Annotated in this window: 13 protein-coding genes and 1 pseudogene; 9 read left to right on the top strand and 5 right to left on the bottom strand. The window is 65.8% G+C overall.

The annotated features are described in order from the left end of the window. The first annotated feature begins 35 nt into the window (after window positions 1–35). Entirely contained in the window at window positions 36–698 is a 663-nt protein-coding gene (locus FXN65_RS23030) for a TetR/AcrR family transcriptional regulator (protein WP_151136771.1), read from the top strand. 69 nt (window positions 699–767) lie between these two features. Further along, entirely contained in the window at window positions 768–1,709 is a 942-nt protein-coding gene (locus FXN65_RS23025; RefSeq protein ID WP_151136769.1) for an alpha/beta fold hydrolase, read from the top strand. A gap of 125 nt (window positions 1,710–1,834) precedes the next feature. On the opposite strand, the gene FXN65_RS23020 is transcribed toward FXN65_RS23025, so the two are convergent. Further along, window positions 1,835–2,671 carry a metal-dependent hydrolase gene (locus tag FXN65_RS23020; RefSeq protein WP_151136767.1) on the bottom strand — a complete coding sequence of 279 codons (837 nt, stop codon included), beginning with the start codon at window positions 2,669–2,671 and terminating at the stop codon, window positions 1,835–1,837. A gap of 122 nt (window positions 2,672–2,793) precedes the next feature. Between FXN65_RS23020 and FXN65_RS23015 the strand changes: the two genes are divergently transcribed. From FXN65_RS23015 to FXN65_RS22990, 6 genes are all read left to right on the top strand, one after another. Further along, window positions 2,794–3,813, top strand: a complete 1,020-nt coding sequence (locus tag FXN65_RS23015; RefSeq protein ID WP_151136765.1) for an AraC family transcriptional regulator — start codon at window positions 2,794–2,796, stop codon at window positions 3,811–3,813. A 49-nt stretch (window positions 3,814–3,862) separates the two neighbouring features. Continuing rightward, window positions 3,863–4,504: an MBL fold metallo-hydrolase gene (locus FXN65_RS23010; protein ID WP_151136763.1), complete on the top strand. Its 642-nt coding sequence runs from the start codon at window positions 3,863–3,865 to the stop codon at window positions 4,502–4,504. A gap of 80 nt (window positions 4,505–4,584) precedes the next feature. Further along, window positions 4,585–5,286, top strand: a complete 702-nt coding sequence (locus tag FXN65_RS23005) for an OmpA family protein (RefSeq protein ID WP_151136761.1) — start codon at window positions 4,585–4,587, stop codon at window positions 5,284–5,286. 193 nt (window positions 5,287–5,479) lie between these two features. Continuing rightward, window positions 5,480–9,208 (top strand): response regulator, encoded by a 3,729-nt coding sequence (locus tag FXN65_RS23000; protein ID WP_151136759.1) that lies wholly within the window; start codon window positions 5,480–5,482, stop codon window positions 9,206–9,208. Further along, window positions 9,189–11,345, top strand: coding sequence for a putative bifunctional diguanylate cyclase/phosphodiesterase (locus FXN65_RS22995; protein ID WP_151136757.1), 2,157 nt, complete (start codon window positions 9,189–9,191; stop codon window positions 11,343–11,345). Before FXN65_RS23000 ends, FXN65_RS22995 begins: the two co-directional genes overlap by 20 nt. Window positions 11,346–11,446: 101 nt before the next feature. Further along, window positions 11,447–11,761 (top strand): EthD family reductase, encoded by a 315-nt coding sequence (locus FXN65_RS22990; RefSeq protein ID WP_151136755.1) that lies wholly within the window; start codon window positions 11,447–11,449, stop codon window positions 11,759–11,761. A 49-nt stretch (window positions 11,762–11,810) separates the two neighbouring features. Here FXN65_RS22990 and FXN65_RS22985 read toward each other — a convergent pair whose 3' ends face one another. The 4 genes and pseudogenes from FXN65_RS22985 to FXN65_RS22970 form a co-directional block, all read right to left on the bottom strand. After that, on the bottom strand, window positions 11,811–12,716 hold the full coding sequence (locus FXN65_RS22985; protein ID WP_151136753.1) for an acyltransferase: 906 nt from the start codon (window positions 12,714–12,716) through the stop codon (window positions 11,811–11,813). Window positions 12,717–13,003: 287 nt separating this feature from the next. After that, window positions 13,004–15,040, bottom strand: a complete 2,037-nt coding sequence (gene pta, locus FXN65_RS22980) for a phosphate acetyltransferase (protein ID WP_151136751.1) — start codon at window positions 15,038–15,040, stop codon at window positions 13,004–13,006. Window positions 15,041–15,062: 22 nt separating this feature from the next. Continuing rightward, window positions 15,063–16,229, bottom strand: coding sequence for an acetate/propionate family kinase (locus FXN65_RS22975; RefSeq protein WP_151136749.1), 1,167 nt, complete (start codon window positions 16,227–16,229; stop codon window positions 15,063–15,065). Then, window positions 16,229–16,554 (bottom strand): annotated as a pseudogene (locus FXN65_RS22970) (DUF3565 domain-containing protein). The gene FXN65_RS22975 and the pseudogene FXN65_RS22970 overlap by 1 nt, the downstream one beginning before the upstream one ends. Between FXN65_RS22970 and FXN65_RS22965 the strand changes: the two are divergent. Continuing rightward, entirely contained in the window at window positions 16,523–17,008 is a 486-nt protein-coding gene (locus FXN65_RS22965; RefSeq protein ID WP_151136745.1) for an FKBP-type peptidyl-prolyl cis-trans isomerase, read from the top strand. The pseudogene FXN65_RS22970 and the gene FXN65_RS22965 overlap by 32 nt on opposite strands. Window positions 17,009–17,106: the final 98 nt, after the last annotated feature.

Raw genomic sequence — 17,106 nt, 5'->3', positions numbered from 1 at the left:
GCCGTCACCCGCGCCTTGGTTGGGGATGCAGGCCGATGGAAACGAGCGAGCAGGGTGCCGTACGCGCGGTGTTCGAGGACCTGGGTGGCTTCAACGCCGTGCGCCAGCAGGGAGAGGGCGAAGGGCCATTGGTGGGCCACCTGCTGCGGGCCAATATCCAACTGGCGGCCATCCCGGTGTTCGCCCGCAGGGGCATTGCCGAAACCACGGTGAACGACCTGCTGGACGCGGCCAGGGTGTCGCGGCGCACCTTCTACAAATACTTCGCCAACAAGATGGACGTGCTGGAAAGCATCTATCGCACGGCCGTGGTCCTGCTGCTGGCGCGCTTTCGCGAGATGCAGGGCGATGCCGGCAGCGCCGAGGCCTGGTTACGTGGCATGGTGGCGCGCTTCTTCGACTACCACCTGGCCGTGGGGCCCATCATCCGCCTGATGCAGGAAGAAGCGCTGCGTGCCGACTCTCCCCTGGCCAGCCATCGCCAGCGCGCCCACGAGGAAATGGGCCGCCTGCTCGCCGAGCGCCTGCACGGGGAGGGCGACGAACGCGACCCGCTGACCTACCGCGCGCTGATCTGGGCGATGGAAGCAGCGTCCCTGGAACTGCTGGCCGGTGCGGCGTCGGCGGCACGGATCGAACACGCCAAGACCGTCCTTGGCGACCTGCTGATTTCGGCGCTCTGTCGACGCTCAACCTAGGTTGGGCGCGGCAGGCCGGGCCCCGTGCTGTGATAGGCCCTCGATAACAAAAACCACGAGGTGCCCCGCATGTCCGCATCCAGCTTGCCGCTGTCGCCGCCCCTTGCCGCCGGTTTCGCCCGCCTGGGCTTCGGCTCCCTGCCGCTCGACCGCCTCAAGGCGCGCTACGCCAGCGCCGACAGCGGTTCCCGCTTCATCGAGCTGGATGGCTTCAACGTCCACTACCGCGACGAAGGCAGCCGAGACAAACCGGCCCTGGTGATGATCCACGGTGTCGTGGCCTCTCTGCACACCTGGGACGACTGGGTCGAGGCCTTCGCCCCGCACTACCGGATCATCCGCTTCGACGTGCCGGGTTTCGGCCTCACCGGGCCCAAGCGCAGCGGCGACTACTCGGCCGAACGCATGATCGGCATTCTCGGCCTGCTGATGGACTACCTGGGCGTGACCAAGGCCTCCATCGCCGGCAACTCCCTCGGTGGCTTCATCGCCTGGAACTTCGCCCTGGCCCAGCCGCAGCGGGTGGACAAGCTGGTGCTGATCGACCCGGCCGGCTACCAGATGCGCAAGGTGCCCTGGATGATCGCCGCCGCCGCGCTGCCCGGAGCGACCCTGGCCATGCCGATGTGGATGCCGCGCGCCCTGATCGCCCAGGGCATCAAGGAAGTCTATGGCGAGCCCGGACGCATCAAGCCCGGCGTGGTGGACCGCTACTACGACATCACCCGCCGGCCGGGCAACCGCCGGGCGATGATGGACATCTTCCGCGTGCTGCTGAAGGTCAACCAGCAAGAGCTGGGGGAAAGCGGCCGGCGCGTGGCGCAGATCAAGGCGCCGACCCTGTTGATGTGGGGCGAGAAGGACCGCTGGATTTCACCCAGGCACGTACCGCTCTGGCAGCGCGACCTGCCGGGTATCCAGGTGAAGACCTATCCTGGGGTGGGGCATATCCCCATGGAAGAGATTCCGCAGCAGAGCGCGGCGGATGCGATGCGCTTTCTGTTGGGGTGATCCACCGTAGGATGCGCCGCGCGCACCGAGTTGCCCGTGCGGACTTCCTGGTGCGCACGGCGCACCCTACCCAATCAAAGGAAAACGGCCCCGAAGGGCCGTTTTCTTTCATATCCACGCATCATTCAGGCCGCACTCGCCTGCGCCACGTCGAACTCTTCCCGCGTCTTGTACAGCAGGTCCAGGTTGTCGTGCTGCCAGGGGTGGAAGCCCTTCTTGAAGAAGTCCAGGTAGGTGCCGACCAGCGGGCGGAAGATGCCGTTGCGGCCCCACATCCAGTTCAGGCCGTCGCGCCAGACGCGCCAGTTCCACAGCAGGCCGTCGCGCTTGAGCATGTGGGCCAGGCCGCGGGTGGTGTCGAGGATGAAGAAGAAGGTGCCCATCAGCATCGCCCGGCGCAACATGCGGTGGCTGCCGCAGACCTGGTTGTAGACGTCGAAGGCCACCGCCTTGTGCTCGGTTTCCTCCAGTGCGTGCCAGCGCCACAGCCGCGCCATCACCGGGTGGGCGCCGGCCATGTATTCCGGATTCTTCAGCAGTCCGTCGGCCATGATCGCCGTGATGTGCTCCAGGGCCGCAGTGGCGGCCAGCTGGCGGCGGGCGGAGAACTTCTTCTGGGTGAATCGGATGCGCGCCTGGGCACGGCGTTCGATGGTGCCGATGTCATAGCCGAGGTCGCGCAGGCGGTTGCTGTATTCCAGGTGTTCGCGGCTGTGGTGGCCTTCCTGGCCGATGAAGCCGCGGATCTGTTCCTTCAGGACCGGGTCCTCGATCTGGTCGCGGAACTGGCGCACCGAGTCGATGAAGAAACGTTCGCCGTCAGGGAAAAGCACCGACATGGCGTCGAACAGGTGGCTCTTGAAGGCGTCGCCGCTGTGCCAGTGGCGGGGCAGCGGATCGGGAAACTCGAAATCCATGTGGCGCGGACGGATAACCAATCCTTCGGGTGTGGTGCTGGCCATGGGGGCTCCTTGAGGCTGTATGGACCATGGTCCCAATATCCGCTTGCCGGGTTTTGTCGGACAAGGTTATCTTCTGCCAACCTTCGGGTCATATCCGGCCACAACCAGAACAAGACGCCCAAATGAAACAACCCCTGACCTTCTCCGCCGAACTGGTGCCCGTCGCCTATGCCGAAGCCCTGTTCGGGCTGGCCGAGGAGCTGGGCGTGGCGCGCGAGGCGCTGTTCACAGGCGCCAGGGTGCGGCCGGAGATCCTCGGCAATCCGAATGGCCGGCTGTCCTTCCTCGATTTCAACCAGCTCGCCGGCGCCGCCCTGCAACTGTGCCGCGAGCCGGCCCTGGGCCTGGTGCTGGGCCAGCGCCTGAACGTGTCCACCCACGGCATCCTCGGTTACGCGGTGCTTTCCAGCGCCAACCTCGGCCGCGCCCTGCAATTCGCCCTGAAGTACTACCGGGTGCTGGGCCTGGCCTATGAGCTGGAGCTGGCGGAGCAGGGGGATTGCCTGCAACTGCGCGCCACCGAATCCTTCCCCATGGGGCCTCTGGGGCGCTTTGCCGGTGAGGGATTGCTGGCCAGCTTCTTCAGCATCGCCCGCTTCCTGGTGGGCGAAGAACTGCGTGGCCAGCAGGTGGGTTTCGCCCATTCGGCCCCCGCATATGCGGAACGTTATGCGGAGGTGTTCGGCGTACCGGCGCAATTCGGCCAGCCGTGCCACTGGCTGAGCCTGCCCAAGGCTTACCTGGAGCGCCCGATGGCGCTGGCCAACCCGGCCACGGTGCAGATGTGCGAGCAACAGTGCGAGGCGCTGCTGGCCACACTGGACGTGCAGGATGCGCTGCTGACCCGCGTGCGCCGACTGCTCCTGGCGCGCCCTGGCGATTTTCCCGACCTCGACGGCGCCGCCCGCGCCCTGCACACCAGTGGCCGCAGCCTGCGCCGGCACCTGGCGGCCATGGGGACGAGTTATCAACAGGTGCTGGATGAGGTGCGCAAGGGCCTGGCCCTGCAATACCTCAGCGCCACCCAGTTGCCGTTGTTCGAGATCGCCAACCTGCTGGGTTTCAACGACCCCTCCAACTTCCGCCGGGCCTTCAAGAAATGGACGGGCAGGCTGCCGGGCGATTATCGTTCCGGGCCGTGATGCCATTCCCCCTGCGCCGCAGAGCGCACCGCCGTACCGGAGCCGCCCGATGACCCAGTCCACCGCCCTGATCCGTGAAACCTTCCCCGTCGGCCCGTTGCAGTGCAACTGCACCCTGATCGGCGATCCGGTCAGCAGGAAGGCCATCGTCGTCGACCCGGGCGGCAACCATGAGCTGATCCTGGCGCGGCTGGAGGCCCATGGGCTGAAGCTGGTCAGCATCATCCACACCCATGCCCACCTGGATCACTTCCTCGCTTCCGGCGAGTTGAAGAAGGCCACCGGTGCGACGCTGCACCTGCACAAGGAAGACCAGTTCCTCTGGGACAACCTGGAAATGCAGTGCCGCATGTTCGGCGTGCCCTACAAGCCGGTGCCGGCTCCCGACCAGTGGCTGGCCGACGACGAGGAGCTTGCCTGTGGTTGCGGGGTGGCCCTGCACACCCCGGGGCACACGCCCGGCTCCATGAGTTTCTGGTTCCCCGAGGCCAAGCTCTTGATCGCCGGTGACACCCTGTTCCGCCGCGGCATCGGCCGAACCGACCTCTGGGGCGGCGACTACAACACCATCGAGCGGTCGATCAAGCAGCGTCTGTACAGCCTGGATGAGGAAGCCACCGTGGTCACCGGCCACGGTCCGGACACGCGCCTGGGCGACGAAATGCGCGAGAATCCGTTTGTGCGGGCCTGATATACGGAATTTTTACGCGTTCTAATGTCTAATTGCCCGCAGCCATATCGGCTAAAAGATTTTTCAGGAGTAAATCGTCCATGTTCACCCCGCGTCGCCTGATCATCGCCGCTACCGTTTTCGCCATGCTGTCGGGTTGTGCTCAGAACCCCTACAACCAACAGGGTGAAGTCCAGGCTCCCGCCGAAGGCGGCATGAGCAAGACCGCCAAGTACGGTGCCCTGGGCGCCCTGGCGGGTGCCGTAGCGGGCGCCGCGATCAACCATGACAACCGTGGCAAGGGTGCGCTGATCGGTGCCGCCGTAGCGGGAGCTGCCAGCGCGGGCTACGGCTACTACGTCGACAAGCAGGAAGCCGAACTGCGTCGCAGCATGGAAGGCACCGGTGTGCAGGTGCAGCGCCAGGGCGACAACATCAACCTGATCATGCCCGGCAACATCACTTTCGCTACCAATTCGGCGGATATCGCCAGCAACTTCTACACCCCGCTGAACAACCTGGCGACTTCGTTCAAGCAGTACGACCAGAACAACATCGAAGTGGTTGGCCACACCGACAGCACCGGCAGCCACCAATACAACATGAACCTGTCGCAACAGCGCGCCCAGAGCGTGGCCAACTACCTGATGGCCCAGGGCGTCAACGGCGCCCGCGTGAGTTCCCGTGGCATGGGCCCGGACCAGCCGGTTGCGACCAACGCCAACGAAGCGGGCCGTTCGCAGAACCGCCGCGTGGAAATCAAGCTGACCCCCATCCCCGGCGCTCAGGCTCCGCAGCAGTAATACCCGCTCTCTCCGAAAAGGCCCGCAACAGCGGGCCTTTTCGTTCCTGCCGCTCGTCGCTCGATTACTGGCTCAACGCCAGTTCGCACTTTCCTGTCTAGACTGCGTTGCAGGGCTCCGTTGAGCCCGGCCGGAACCGCTTGTGTGCATTCCTTGCGAGGTGACGGCGGCCATGGAAAGGACAGGAGACTGCATGGACGAACGTCAAATCCCCCGACTCCGCATGTACCTGTTGCCGTTGCTGGTGACGTTCACCCTGATGCTCGTTTCCGGGGGGCTGGTGCTCTGGCAATGGCTGGCCCTGGAGTCGCGCAACCGCTCCGAGCACGAGCAGCGTTTCCAGGTCGAGGCGCAGGAGATCGCCCAGCGCATCGGTATCAGGATGCGCGCCTACGAGATGGTGCTGCGTGGCATGGCCGGCCTGATGGTCGGCAGTAACTCCGTGTCGGCTGAAGAGTGGGCGCGGGCCACCGACCAGCTGCAATTGCAGGAGCGCTACCCGGGCATTCAGGCGCTGGCCTGGGCACGCTATCTCAAGCACGAGGAACTCAATGAGTTCCTCGGCGAGATCTGGGAGCAGGGCCGGCGGGATTTCCGCGTCTTTCCCACAGAACCCCGGGAACAGTATCTGGTGGTGCAGTACACCAGCCCCATGGACTGGCGCAATCGCCGCACCCTGGGCTTCGACATGCTGACCGAGGCGGTGCGTCGGGACGCCATCGAGCTTGCCTGGGCGAGTGGCGAGCCCAGTCTCACCGGACCGCTCAAGCTCCGTCAGGAGACCGACCAGCAGGCACAGACCGGGCTGCTGCTCTACATGCCGGTGTACCGCCCGGACGCACCCAGCAGCACGGAGGAAGAGCGGCGCGCGGCGCTGGTCGGCATGGTCTGCGGCGCTTTTCGCCTGAACGATCTGATGGACGGCATCCTGGGTACCCAGAGCAACTACTACCGCATAGACCTCAAGGACCTGGGCAGCCCCGACGCGCCCATGCTCGGTCACCAGGAGGAAGCTGGCCAGCCACGCTTCCACAGGGTCGAGGAGCTGAAGCTGTTCGGCCGCACCTGGGCCCTGGGGGTGGGCAGTACAGCGCAGTACGAGGCGATGCTCGGCAACAATCGCATCGCCTTCAGCCTGTGGACCGGCCTGGCCGCCGCGATGCTGCTGTCGCTGCTGGTGGGCGGCTACCTCTACCAGCGAGAGCGTCAGTTGCTGCTCTCCAGGTCTATCTCCAACGAGCTGGCCGAGCGCGAAGAGCGCTTCCGTATGCTGCTGCAGCATCTGCCGGTGGCTACCCTGACCTGCCTCGAGGATGGCCGCATCGAGATGGCCAACGCCCGTGCCGCGGACCTGTTCGGCGGCGTGGCGGAAAACCTCGTGGGGCAGAACCTGCGCCGGTTCCTGCCAGGCCTGCTGGACTTGTCGCAACAGTTGTCCCGGCAGGCACCCACCGACCTGGTGGAGACGGAGCTGCTGCAGGATGACGGCGAGCGCATCGCCGTGGCCTTCAGCCTGAGCACCATCAATCACGGCCATGACCAGCGCTACCTGTTCATCCTGGTGGATCTGCAGGCACGCAAGAGCGCCGAGGAGCGTTTCCGCCTGGTGGTCGAAGCCTCGCCCAATGCCATCGTCCTGGTGGACAGCCGTGGGCGGATCGCCATGGTCAACCGCCAGACCGAGCAGCTCTTCGGCTACGGCCGCGCGGAGATGCTCGACTCCCCTGTGGAGATGCTCCTGCCCGAGTCCCTGCGCGAGGCCCATGTGGCCATGCGCGAAAGCTTCCAGAAAAAACCCGAACAACGGCGCATGGGGAGCAATCGCGAGCTGTTCGGCCAGCACCGCGACGGTCGCCTGATCCCGCTGGAGGTGGGGCTGTCGCCGATCCGCGCCGGCCGCGAACTGATGGTCCAGGCGGTGATCATCGACATCAGCGAGCGCAAGGCTGCCGAGCAGCGGCTGCGTGACCAGGCCGAGCAACTGATGCTGGCCAACCGTTACAAGTCCGAGTTCCTCGCCAATATGTCCCACGAGCTGCGCACGCCGTTGAACAGCATCCTGATCCTCAGCGACCAGCTGCGGCAGAACATGGTCGGCAACCTCACCGAGAAGCAGACCCGCCACGCCGACATCGTCCACCGTGCCGGCAGCGACCTGCTGCAGCTGATCAACGATGTGCTCGACCTGGCCAAGGTCGAGGCGGGACGCATGCAGCTCAAGCTCGAACCGCTCAATGTGCAAGACATGCTCGCCGAACTGGACGGCAGCCTGCGTCCGATGGCCGAGATCAAGGGGCTGCGCCTCTCCACGCACATCCAGGCCGGGGTGCCCCGGGTTATCCACAGCGACCGGGTGCGCCTGCACCAGATCCTGCGCAACCTGTTGTCCAACGCCCTCAAGTTCACCGAGCAGGGCGAGGTGGAACTGTCGGTGGAGCTGGACCCGGCGGCGGCGATCGATGAGCGCGAAGTGCTCTGCTTCGTGGTCCGGGATACCGGCATCGGCATTCCCGAGGAGCAGCACGAGCGCATATTCCAGGCATTCCAGCAGATCGACGGCTCTACCAGCCGGCGCTTTGGCGGTACCGGGCTGGGATTGGCCATCACCCGTCAACTGGTGCTCGCCCTGGACGGCGACATCACTCTGGAAAGCGTTCCGGGGCGGGGCTCGCGCTTCATCGTGCGCTTGCCGGTGGCGGTGGCCGCCAGCCAGCCGAAGGACGACGAAGAGCCCGCGCAACCGGTGCGCAGCGGCCAGGGGGCTGCGGTGCTGATCGTCGAAGACGACGTCAATTTCGCTTCGGTGATCGCCGAAGAGGCACAGGCCCACGGCTTCTCCAGTGTCCACTGCCGCAGCGGCAAGCAAGCCATCGGCCTGTTGCAGAACGAGCGGTTCGCGGCGGTGATCCTCGACATCCTGCTGCCGGACATCAGCGGCTGGCAGATCTACCGGCGCCTGCGTGGCCACGCGAACCACCGTACCACGCCGGTGAACATCATCTCCTGCGTGCCCCAGCCCCAGGACTGGAACGAGGACGCCACCCGCTACCTCGTCAAGCCCATCGCCCGCGAGGATCTGGAGCAGGTATTCCAGGACCTGGAAGGCGGCCGTCCGCCGGAGGATCGCAAACTGCTGCTGGTGGAAGACGTCGAGGTGGAGCGCGAGCACTATCGCGAGCACCTGAAGCAGCTGGGGTTCGATGTGGTCGCCAGCGCCAATGGCGAGAGCGCCCGCAAGGCCTACGCGGAAGGCGAGTTCTCCGCTCTGGTGATCGACCTCGACCTGCCCGACCAGGACGGTTTCGAGCTGCTCGACAGTCTCGACCGTGAACGCCCGCTGGATGGTTCGCGCGTGGTCATCAACACCGGTGTCGACGTCAACCAGCAGAACCTGCAGCGCCTGCGCCGCTACTCGGCGGTGGTGGTGCGCAAGGCGGGCGATGACCTCGACAACCTCAGCTCCGCGGTCCAGGGCTTCTTCTCCGGCCTGCGCCAGCCGCAGAACAGCCCGGTGTTGGATCCGCTGGAGGGCAGCCGAGTGCTGCTGGTGGACGACGACGTACGCAACATCTACGCCCTGAGTGCCCTGCTCGATGAGACGGGAATGAAGGTCACCGCCGCCCGCGACGGTGTGGAAGCCATCGACTGCTTCCAGCGTGAGCCCTTCGACCTGATCCTGATGGACATGGCCATGCCCAATATGGACGGCTACACCGCCACCCGCGTGCTCAAGCAGGAGCACGGCTGCGGCATCCCGATCATTGCCCTGACCGCCCATGCGATGAAGGGCGATCGGGAGAAATGCATCACCGCCGGCGCCGACGACTACCTGGCCAAGCCGGTGAGTCGCCAGGAACTGCTGGACATGCTCTACCGCTGGCTGGAACAACCGGGAGGTCGCCATGGCGCACCTGCAGCTTAAGGAGGCCCCAGCGGACAACATCCTGCTGGTGGTGGATGACCGCCAGGAAAACCTCGCCGCCATGGAGGCGCTGCTGGAGGACGGCGAATGGCAGGTACGCACCGTGGACTCGGGCGAGGCCGCGTTGAAATGCCTGCTGGAAGAACAGGTCGGGCTGGTCCTGCTGGACGTGCAGATGCCGCGCATGGACGGCTTCGAAGTGGCCCGGCTGATGCGCAGCAGCCCGCTGACCCGCTTCACGCCGATCATTTTCATCTCCGCCATCGCCCACACCCAGGACGCCGTGCTGCGCGGCTATACCTCCGGGGCGGTGGACTTCATCCTCAAACCCTTCGACCCCCAGGTATTGCGCCACAAGATCCAGTCCCTGCTGGCCCACGAGCGCAACCGGCGCGACCTGCTGCAACTCAGCCAGCAGCTGGACAGCGCCCGCGCCTTCAACGCCTCGGTGCTGGAGAACGCCGCCGAAGGCATCCTGGTGGTCGGCGAGGACGGCCTCATCAGCTTCGCCAACCCGGCCATGGCGCAGATGCTCCAGGGCTCGGTGGACGATCTGGAAGGTCGTCCGCTGTTGAGCCTGATCGCCCATCCGGAGACGGGCAGCGATTGGAAATTCTCGGACTTCTATCGCCACTGGAAACAGAACGAGACCTACCGCCTCCACGACGCCAGCCTCAAGACCATGAGCGGCGAGTGCCTGCCAGTGGCGCTGTCGTCGTCGCCACTGCCGCGCCTGCAGCGCTCCATGGTGGTCATCGCCCTGGACATGTCGGTGGTGCGCCAACTGCATGCGCAGCTTGAATCCCAGGCCATCACCGATGCCCTTACCGGGCTGCTCAATCGTCGTGGTTTCCACCAGGCCCTGGAGGCTTCCCTGGCGCGCATCGAGCGCAACGGCAAGCGCATGGCAGTGCTGTACCTGGACCTCGATGGTTTCAAGCTGATCAACGACTCCCTCGGCCATGAGGCCGGAGACCGCGTGCTGCGGCGGGTGGCGGAGCAGTTGAAGAACTGCCTGCGTCCCTACGACATCCTGGCGCGCATGGGCGGCGACGAATTCACTGCGCTGCTGGACACCCTGGACCATCCCGAGGATGCCGCGCGGGTGGCGGAGAAGCTCATCGAGCTGGTTTCGGTCCGCCATCGCATCGAAGGCATCGACGTCACCCTCGGCGCCAGCGTCGGCATCGCCTGCTTCCCTGAGTGCGGGCAGAGCGTGGATGGCCTGTTGCGTGCGGCGGATATCGCCATGTACGAGGCCAAGCGCGCCGGTCGCCAGCAGTACCGCTTCTACTCGCCGGAGATGAACGGCCGCGCCCGCTCGCGGCTGATGCTGGAAGAAAGCCTGCGCAACGCCATCGAGCAGAATGATTTCCACCTCGTCTACCAGCCGCAGGTCCACATCGAGAGCGGCCGCCTGCGCGGGTTCGAGGCGCTGCTGCGTTGGGAACACCGGGTGGCCGGCACCGTGGCGCCCAACGTGTTCATACCGCTGTTGGAGGAAACCCGCCTGATCAACCGTCTGGGCGACTGGGTGCTGCGCGAGGGCGCCAGCCAGTGCAGCACCTGGCAGCCGTCATTCGGCGACGACCTGGTGGTGAGCCTGAACGTCAGCCCGGTGCAGTTCGGCATGCCGCAACTGGTGGACGACCTGCGGCGGGTGTTGGGCGAGTTCAACCTGCGGCCCGCACAGCTGGAAGTGGAGGTCACCGAAAGCGCGCTGATGCAGGACCTGGAGATGACCCGCGAACAGCTGCGGCAACTGCGTGCCCTTGGGGTGCGCATCGCCATCGACGACTTCGGCACCGGCTATTCGTCCCTCGCCTACCTGCGTCACTTCGAGCTGGACACCCTGAAGATCGACCGCCTGTTCATCTCCAGCATGCTGGAGTCGAGGCGCGATGCTGCGGTGGTCAGCACCATCATCGACCTCAGCCGCCACCTGGGCCTGGAAGTGATCGCCGAAGGGGTGGAAACCATGGCCCAGCGCGACTGGCTGCTGGAGCACGGTTGCACCTTCATGCAGGGTTTCCTGGTGGCACCGGGGCTGCCGGTGGCCAGGGCCGAGACCTTTCCCCGGGTGGTGGACTGGCGTGCCTTGCGGGAGGGTGTCGATAGCCTCACACCCTCGCCCTGACCGGGCGGGGGCCATCGCGCAGACCGGTATGGGCGGGCCTACACTTGATTTGTCGGGGCATCCGGGATCAGGTCCCCGGCCAATCGCGATAAGGAGGCTCCATGTACTGCTTTGTTGTGGCGTACCCCAATGCACCGGGCGCCAAGTTCGACTTCACCTACTACTGCGAGGAACACATACCACTCCTGTCCCGCCTGATCGGCGAAAACCTGGTGAAGGTCGAAGTGCGCAAGGGGCTGGCCGCAGTGGATGGCGCGGTGGCGCCTTTCATCTGCATGGCCAATATCTGGGTACTGTCGGTGGAGGAATTGCGCAGCACGCTGGAACTGAACGGCGACGAGATCAGCGCCGATATCCCCAACTACACCAACCTGGCGCCGTTGCTCCAGGTGGATGAGGTGTTACAGACCGCATAGACGTGGAAAAGAAAAAGCCCGCCGATCGGCGGGCTTTTCGTATCCGGCATCAGGCCGGCGGGAACTGCTGGTGCAGCTTCGCCAGTTGGGCATCCTTGGTTTCCCAAAGGCGGTTAACCCATTGCTGGAAGGCCAGCCGGTACTGCTCGTCCTGGTCGTAGTTGCGGCCGATGAATTCGCGGGGGATATCCAGTTTCTCGATGCGCACCACGACCTGACGCAGGCGGCCGGCCAGCAGGGTCCAGAAGTTCGGGTTGCCATCGGGGTAGTGGATGGTGACGTTGACCAGCGAATGCAGCTGCTCACCCATGGCGTCCAGCACGAAGGCGATGCCGCCGGCCTTGGGCTTGAGCAGGTACTGGAAGGGCGAATCCTGTTGATCGTGCTTGGCGCGGGTGAAGCGGGTGCCTTCGAGGAAATTGAAGATACCCACCGGGTTGTCACGGAATTTCGCGCAGGTGCGGCGGGTGGTTTCCAGGTCCTTGCCTTTCTTCTCCGGGTGCTTGGCCAGGTAGGCCTTGGAGTAGCGCTTCATGAAGGGGAAATCCAGCGCCCACCAGCACAGGCCGATCACCGGGACCCAGATCAGCTCCTGCTTGAGGAAGAAGCGAAGCAGGCGGATGCGGCGGTTGAACAGGTGTTGCAGGACCAGGATATCCACCCAGCTCTGGTGATTGCTGGTGACCAGGTAGCTGTGCTGGTAATCCAGCCCTGCCAGGCCGTCGACGTCCCAGCGGGTGTCGCGTACCAGGCGCATCCACAGCTTGTTGCAGCTGATCCAGCCTTCGGCGATGAAGCTCGCGGCCCGGTTCAGCACACCCTTCGTGGCACGGAACGGCAGCAGCAGTTTCAGCGCTGTGACGGCGAACAGCGGCACGCACCAGAACAGGGTGTTGAGGGCCAGCAGCAGCGCCGCCAGGACACCGAGCAGGGGAGAGGGGATAAAGCTGAGCATGAAGGGATGGAGCCTCACCGTGGGGTGGTCGTGGCCACCTCGTTATGGACGGGCCCGCTGCGTTCCCTGGCCGCGGGCAGAATGCTGGCAAAGGTTAACGGTTGTTCACTCAACTGCAAGCGCGAAGGGTGACCGGGTGGTCGAAGTTGCTCGCAGGAAAGCTCTTCGCTTTTTCGTGGGGGCGAATTCATTCGCTATGGGCTGCGCAGCAGCCCCCATTTGCGGTGAGTCAAGGCAGACCTGCGGTCTGCTCAGCGAATGAATTCGCCCCCACAGGAACAAGCCAGTCAGCTTTCACTGCCGCACGCCGCCTGTATCGCCGTCAGGGCGATGGTGTGGATGATGTCGTCCACCAGGACATTGCGCGGCAGGTCGTTCACTGGCTTGCGCAGGCCCTGCAGCATCAGGCCGCCGCTCACCACGGGGTGGCTCTGCTGCGCGTCCTTGTAGGCTGCATCGCCGGTGGCGAGGTCGGGGAAGACGAAGACCGTGGTGCTGCCCTCGCGGGCGGCGGCTGACCAGGGCAGGGGGCCTTCGATGGTCAACTCGGGGCGGGCGGCGCGGGCCAGGCGGGCGGCTTCGCGGACCTTGGCCAGCGCGGCCTCATCGAGCGAATCGCAGATCATCGCCACCCTCGGGACTATCCCCAAGGCTTCGGCCGAGTCCGCGCTCTGCAGGGCGATTTCCGCCAGGTCGCTGGCATCGGGCTCGGGGTTCACCGCGCAGTCGCCGTAGACCACCACCTGTTCCGGCAGCAGCATCAGGTAGACGGAGGAGGCGATGCGGTAGCCGGGTGCCGACTTGATCAGTTGCAGCGCAGGGCGGATGGTGTTGGCGGTGGGGTGGATGGCGCCGGACACCAGGCCGTCCACTTCATCCAGCGCGAGCATCATGGTGCCCAGCACGACGTTGTCTTCGAGCTGCGCGGTGGCCATCGGCGCGTTCAGGCTCTTGTTCTGGCGCAGGTCCACCATGGGCTGCACGTAGCGTTCACGGATCAGGTCCGGATCGAGGATCTCCAAGCCCTCGGGCAGCTCGATGCCGTGGGCGCGGGCCACCGCGTGCACATCCTCCGGCCGGGCCAGCAACACGCAATCGGCGATGCCACGGGCCTGGCAGGCGGCGGCGGCCTGCACGGTGCGCGGCTCGCTGCCTTCGGGCAGGACGATGCGCTTGCCGGCGAGCTGCGCCTGCTGGATCAGACGATGGCGGAAGGCCGGCGGCGACAGGCGTCGGCTCGCGCTGGGGGCGCCACAACGGGCGCGCAGCCAGTCGAGGTCGAGATTGCGTGCGACGAATTCCGTGACCTTCTCCGCGCGCTCGCGGTCGTCCACCGGGATTTCCTTGTTCATCCGGTTCAGGTTGGTCGCCGTGTCGTAGGTGCCGGTGGCCACGCCCAGTACCGGCAGGCCGCCTTGCAGGGCGCCACGGCATAGCTCCAGGGTGCGCGGGTCGGGCTGGATGTCGCTGGAGAGCAGCAAGCCGGCGAGCGGCACGCCGTTCATGGCGGCGAGGCTGGCGGCGAGGATGATGTCGTCGCGGTCCCCCGGGGTCACCACCAGCACGCCCGGCTTGAGCTGCTGCACGGTGTTGGGCACGGTGCGCGCGCAGACCACGATTTTCTGCACCCGGCGCTGGTCGTAGTCGCCGGCGTTGATGACCTGGGCCTGCAGCAGTTCGGCGACGTCGCGGGTACGCGGTGCGTTCAGTTCATCCAGCCAGGGCACGCTGCCGAGCAGGCGGAAGTCGTCGCCGCGCAGCAGGGGGGACTGGTCCTTGAGACGGCGGGCGAACCCTTCGTCGCGCACCTTGTTGAGGATCACTCCAAGCACCTTCGGGTCGCGTGGGCCGCCGAACTGCTGGGCCTGGATCTCCAGGCGGTCTGACAGTTCGGAAAGGCTTTCGTCTTCCGGCGCCGACACCAGGATCACGTCGGCATCGAGGCTTTTGGACAGGTGGAAGTTGATCCGCGCGGCGTAGCTGGCATGGCGGGTCGGCACCATGCCTTCGACGATCACCACGTCCTTGCCTTCGGCTGCCTGGTGGAACAGGCCGGTGATCTCATCCAGCAGTTCGTCCAGTTGGCCATCGGCGAGCATCCGCTCGACTTGGGACTGGGAAAGGGGCATCGGGGGCTTCAGGCCGTGGGTACGTGCCACCAGTTCGGTGGAGCGTTCCGGGCCGAGGTCGCCGGGGTGTGGCTGGGCCACGGGCTTGAGGAAACCGACCTGCAGGCCAGCCAGCTCCAGGGCGCGCACCAGGCCCAGGCTGGTGGAGGTCAGGCCGACGCCGAATCCGGTCGGGGCGATGAAAAAGCAGTGCATGGTGCTCCTTGGCAAAGGCGGTTCAGGCGAGCAGGGCCAGGGTGTCGAGGGCGATCTGGCGTTCTTCGTTGGTCGGTACCACCAGCACGCGCGGATGACCGCGCTTGTGGATGGGGCCGGCGACGCCACGCACGCAGCGTGCATTGGCTTCGCGGTCGATGGCCAGGTTGAGCAGCTTCAGGTGATCCACCGTGCGGCTGCGCACAAGGGGTGAATTCTCGCCGATCTCGCCGGTGAAGATCAGCCCATCCAGCTGCGGCAGCGCGCAGCCCACGGCGGCCAGGGTCCTGGCCAGGCGGTAGCAGAAGACTTCGATGGCCAGGGTGGCACCCGCGTGGCCCTGGTCGCGGGCCTGTTCCAGGCTGCGCATGTCGCTGGCCAGTTCCGAGAGACCGAGCAGGCCGCTTTCCTGGCGCAGCACCTGGTCGATCTTCTCCAGGCTCCAGCCAAGACTGCGGTGCAGTTGGGTGTAGAGGTGCGGGTCGATGTCACCGCTGCGCCTCGCCATCACCAGGTTCATGCTGGCGTCGCGGCTCTGGCCGTTGACGATGGCGCAGGTGGAACAGTGCTCGCCCAGATGGGCGGAGAGCCAGCAGCTGTCGCCGAGGGAAAGCCCGGCCAGTTCGGCGGCACGGCGGCTGGCATAGCGGTGGCTGTTGCCGTGGAAGGCATAGCGGCGCAGGCCGTGGTCGCGGTAGACGGCGTCCGGCAGGGCGAGGCGGTAGACGTGCTCGGGCATGGTCTGGTGAAAGGCCGTGTCGAACACCGCGACGTGGGGCAGGTTCGGCAGCAGGTGCATGGCGGCGTCGATGCCCACCAGGCTGGCTGGCATCTGCTGCGGCGCCAGCGGGACCAGGGCCTGCAGGCGACGGAGCACCTGGGTGTCCACCCGGCAGGCGGAGGTGAACAGCTCGCCGCCGTGCAGCACGTGGTGGCCGACGCCGTGCAGCTTGCCACCGGCGGCGCCCTGAACAATGGGCAGCAGCTGCGACAGCGCGGCGCGGTGGTCGGCGTTGGGGATCATCAGGCTGTCCTTGTCACCGCCGCGCTGCCAGCGCAATTCGGCGTCGCGGCTGCCGAGTCCATCGGCCATGCCGTGGAGGATGAACTGGCTGTGGGCTTCGTTGACCAGGGCGAAGCGCAGCGACGTCTTGCGCGCGTGGATCACCAGGATGTTGCGTGCGGGCATCAGGTTTCCTCAGTGGACTCGGGCGCCAGGCCCTGGGCGCACCAGCCGCAGGGGAACAGGCGGCCCAGCTGGGCGGCGCGCAGGTCGGGGTCGAGCACCCAGGCGCGTGACTGCCAGGGCGGCTGGTGCCGCAAGTGCTGGGTATGGCCGCAGGAAAGCACCGCCACCCAGTGACCGTCTTCGTCTTGCCTGTAGCCGACGAGCCGGGGCCGCCCGTCAGCGTTCGGGTCGCAATCGACCGGCCGCGCGGTTAAACTTGCGTTTTCATCATTCATTCCAGAAGGTCTCGCACCATGCTGATCGCCGCCAACAAGGCCGTGTCCATCGACTATACCCTTACCAACGACGCCGGTGAGGTGATCGACAGTTCCGCCGGCGGCGCCCCGCTGGTGTACCTGCATGGCGCCGGCAACATCATCGCCGGCCTGGAGCGCGCTCTGGAAGGCAAGCAGGTCGGTGACGAGCTGAACGTCGCCGTCGAGCCGGAAGATGCCTATGGCGAGTACAGCGCCGAGCTGGTCGCCACCCTGGACCGCGCCATGTTCGAAGGCGTCGACCAGCTGGAAGTCGGCATGCAGTTCCACGCTTCCGGCCCGGACGGCAGCATGCAGATCGTGACCATCCGCGATATCGACGGTGACGACGTCACCGTTGACGGCAACCATCCGCTGGCCGGCCAGCGCCTGAACTTCCAGGTCAAGGTGATGAAGGTGCGTGACGCCAGCGACGAAGAGATCGCCCACGGTCACATCCACGGCGAAGGCGGTCACCACCACTGACCGGTCGTCCGCGACTGCCGTCCCGGCAAATCGCTGATCGGCTGCTAAGCTGAAAAAACCGAAAAGGCGCCCCGGGGCGCCTTTTTTGTCTGCTGTGA

Origin of the sequence: Pseudomonas lalkuanensis, from assembly GCF_008807375.1 — a bacterium.
Classification (GTDB): domain Bacteria; phylum Pseudomonadota; class Gammaproteobacteria; order Pseudomonadales; family Pseudomonadaceae; genus Metapseudomonas; species Metapseudomonas lalkuanensis.
This window is presented reverse-complemented; position numbering and strand designations above follow the sequence as displayed.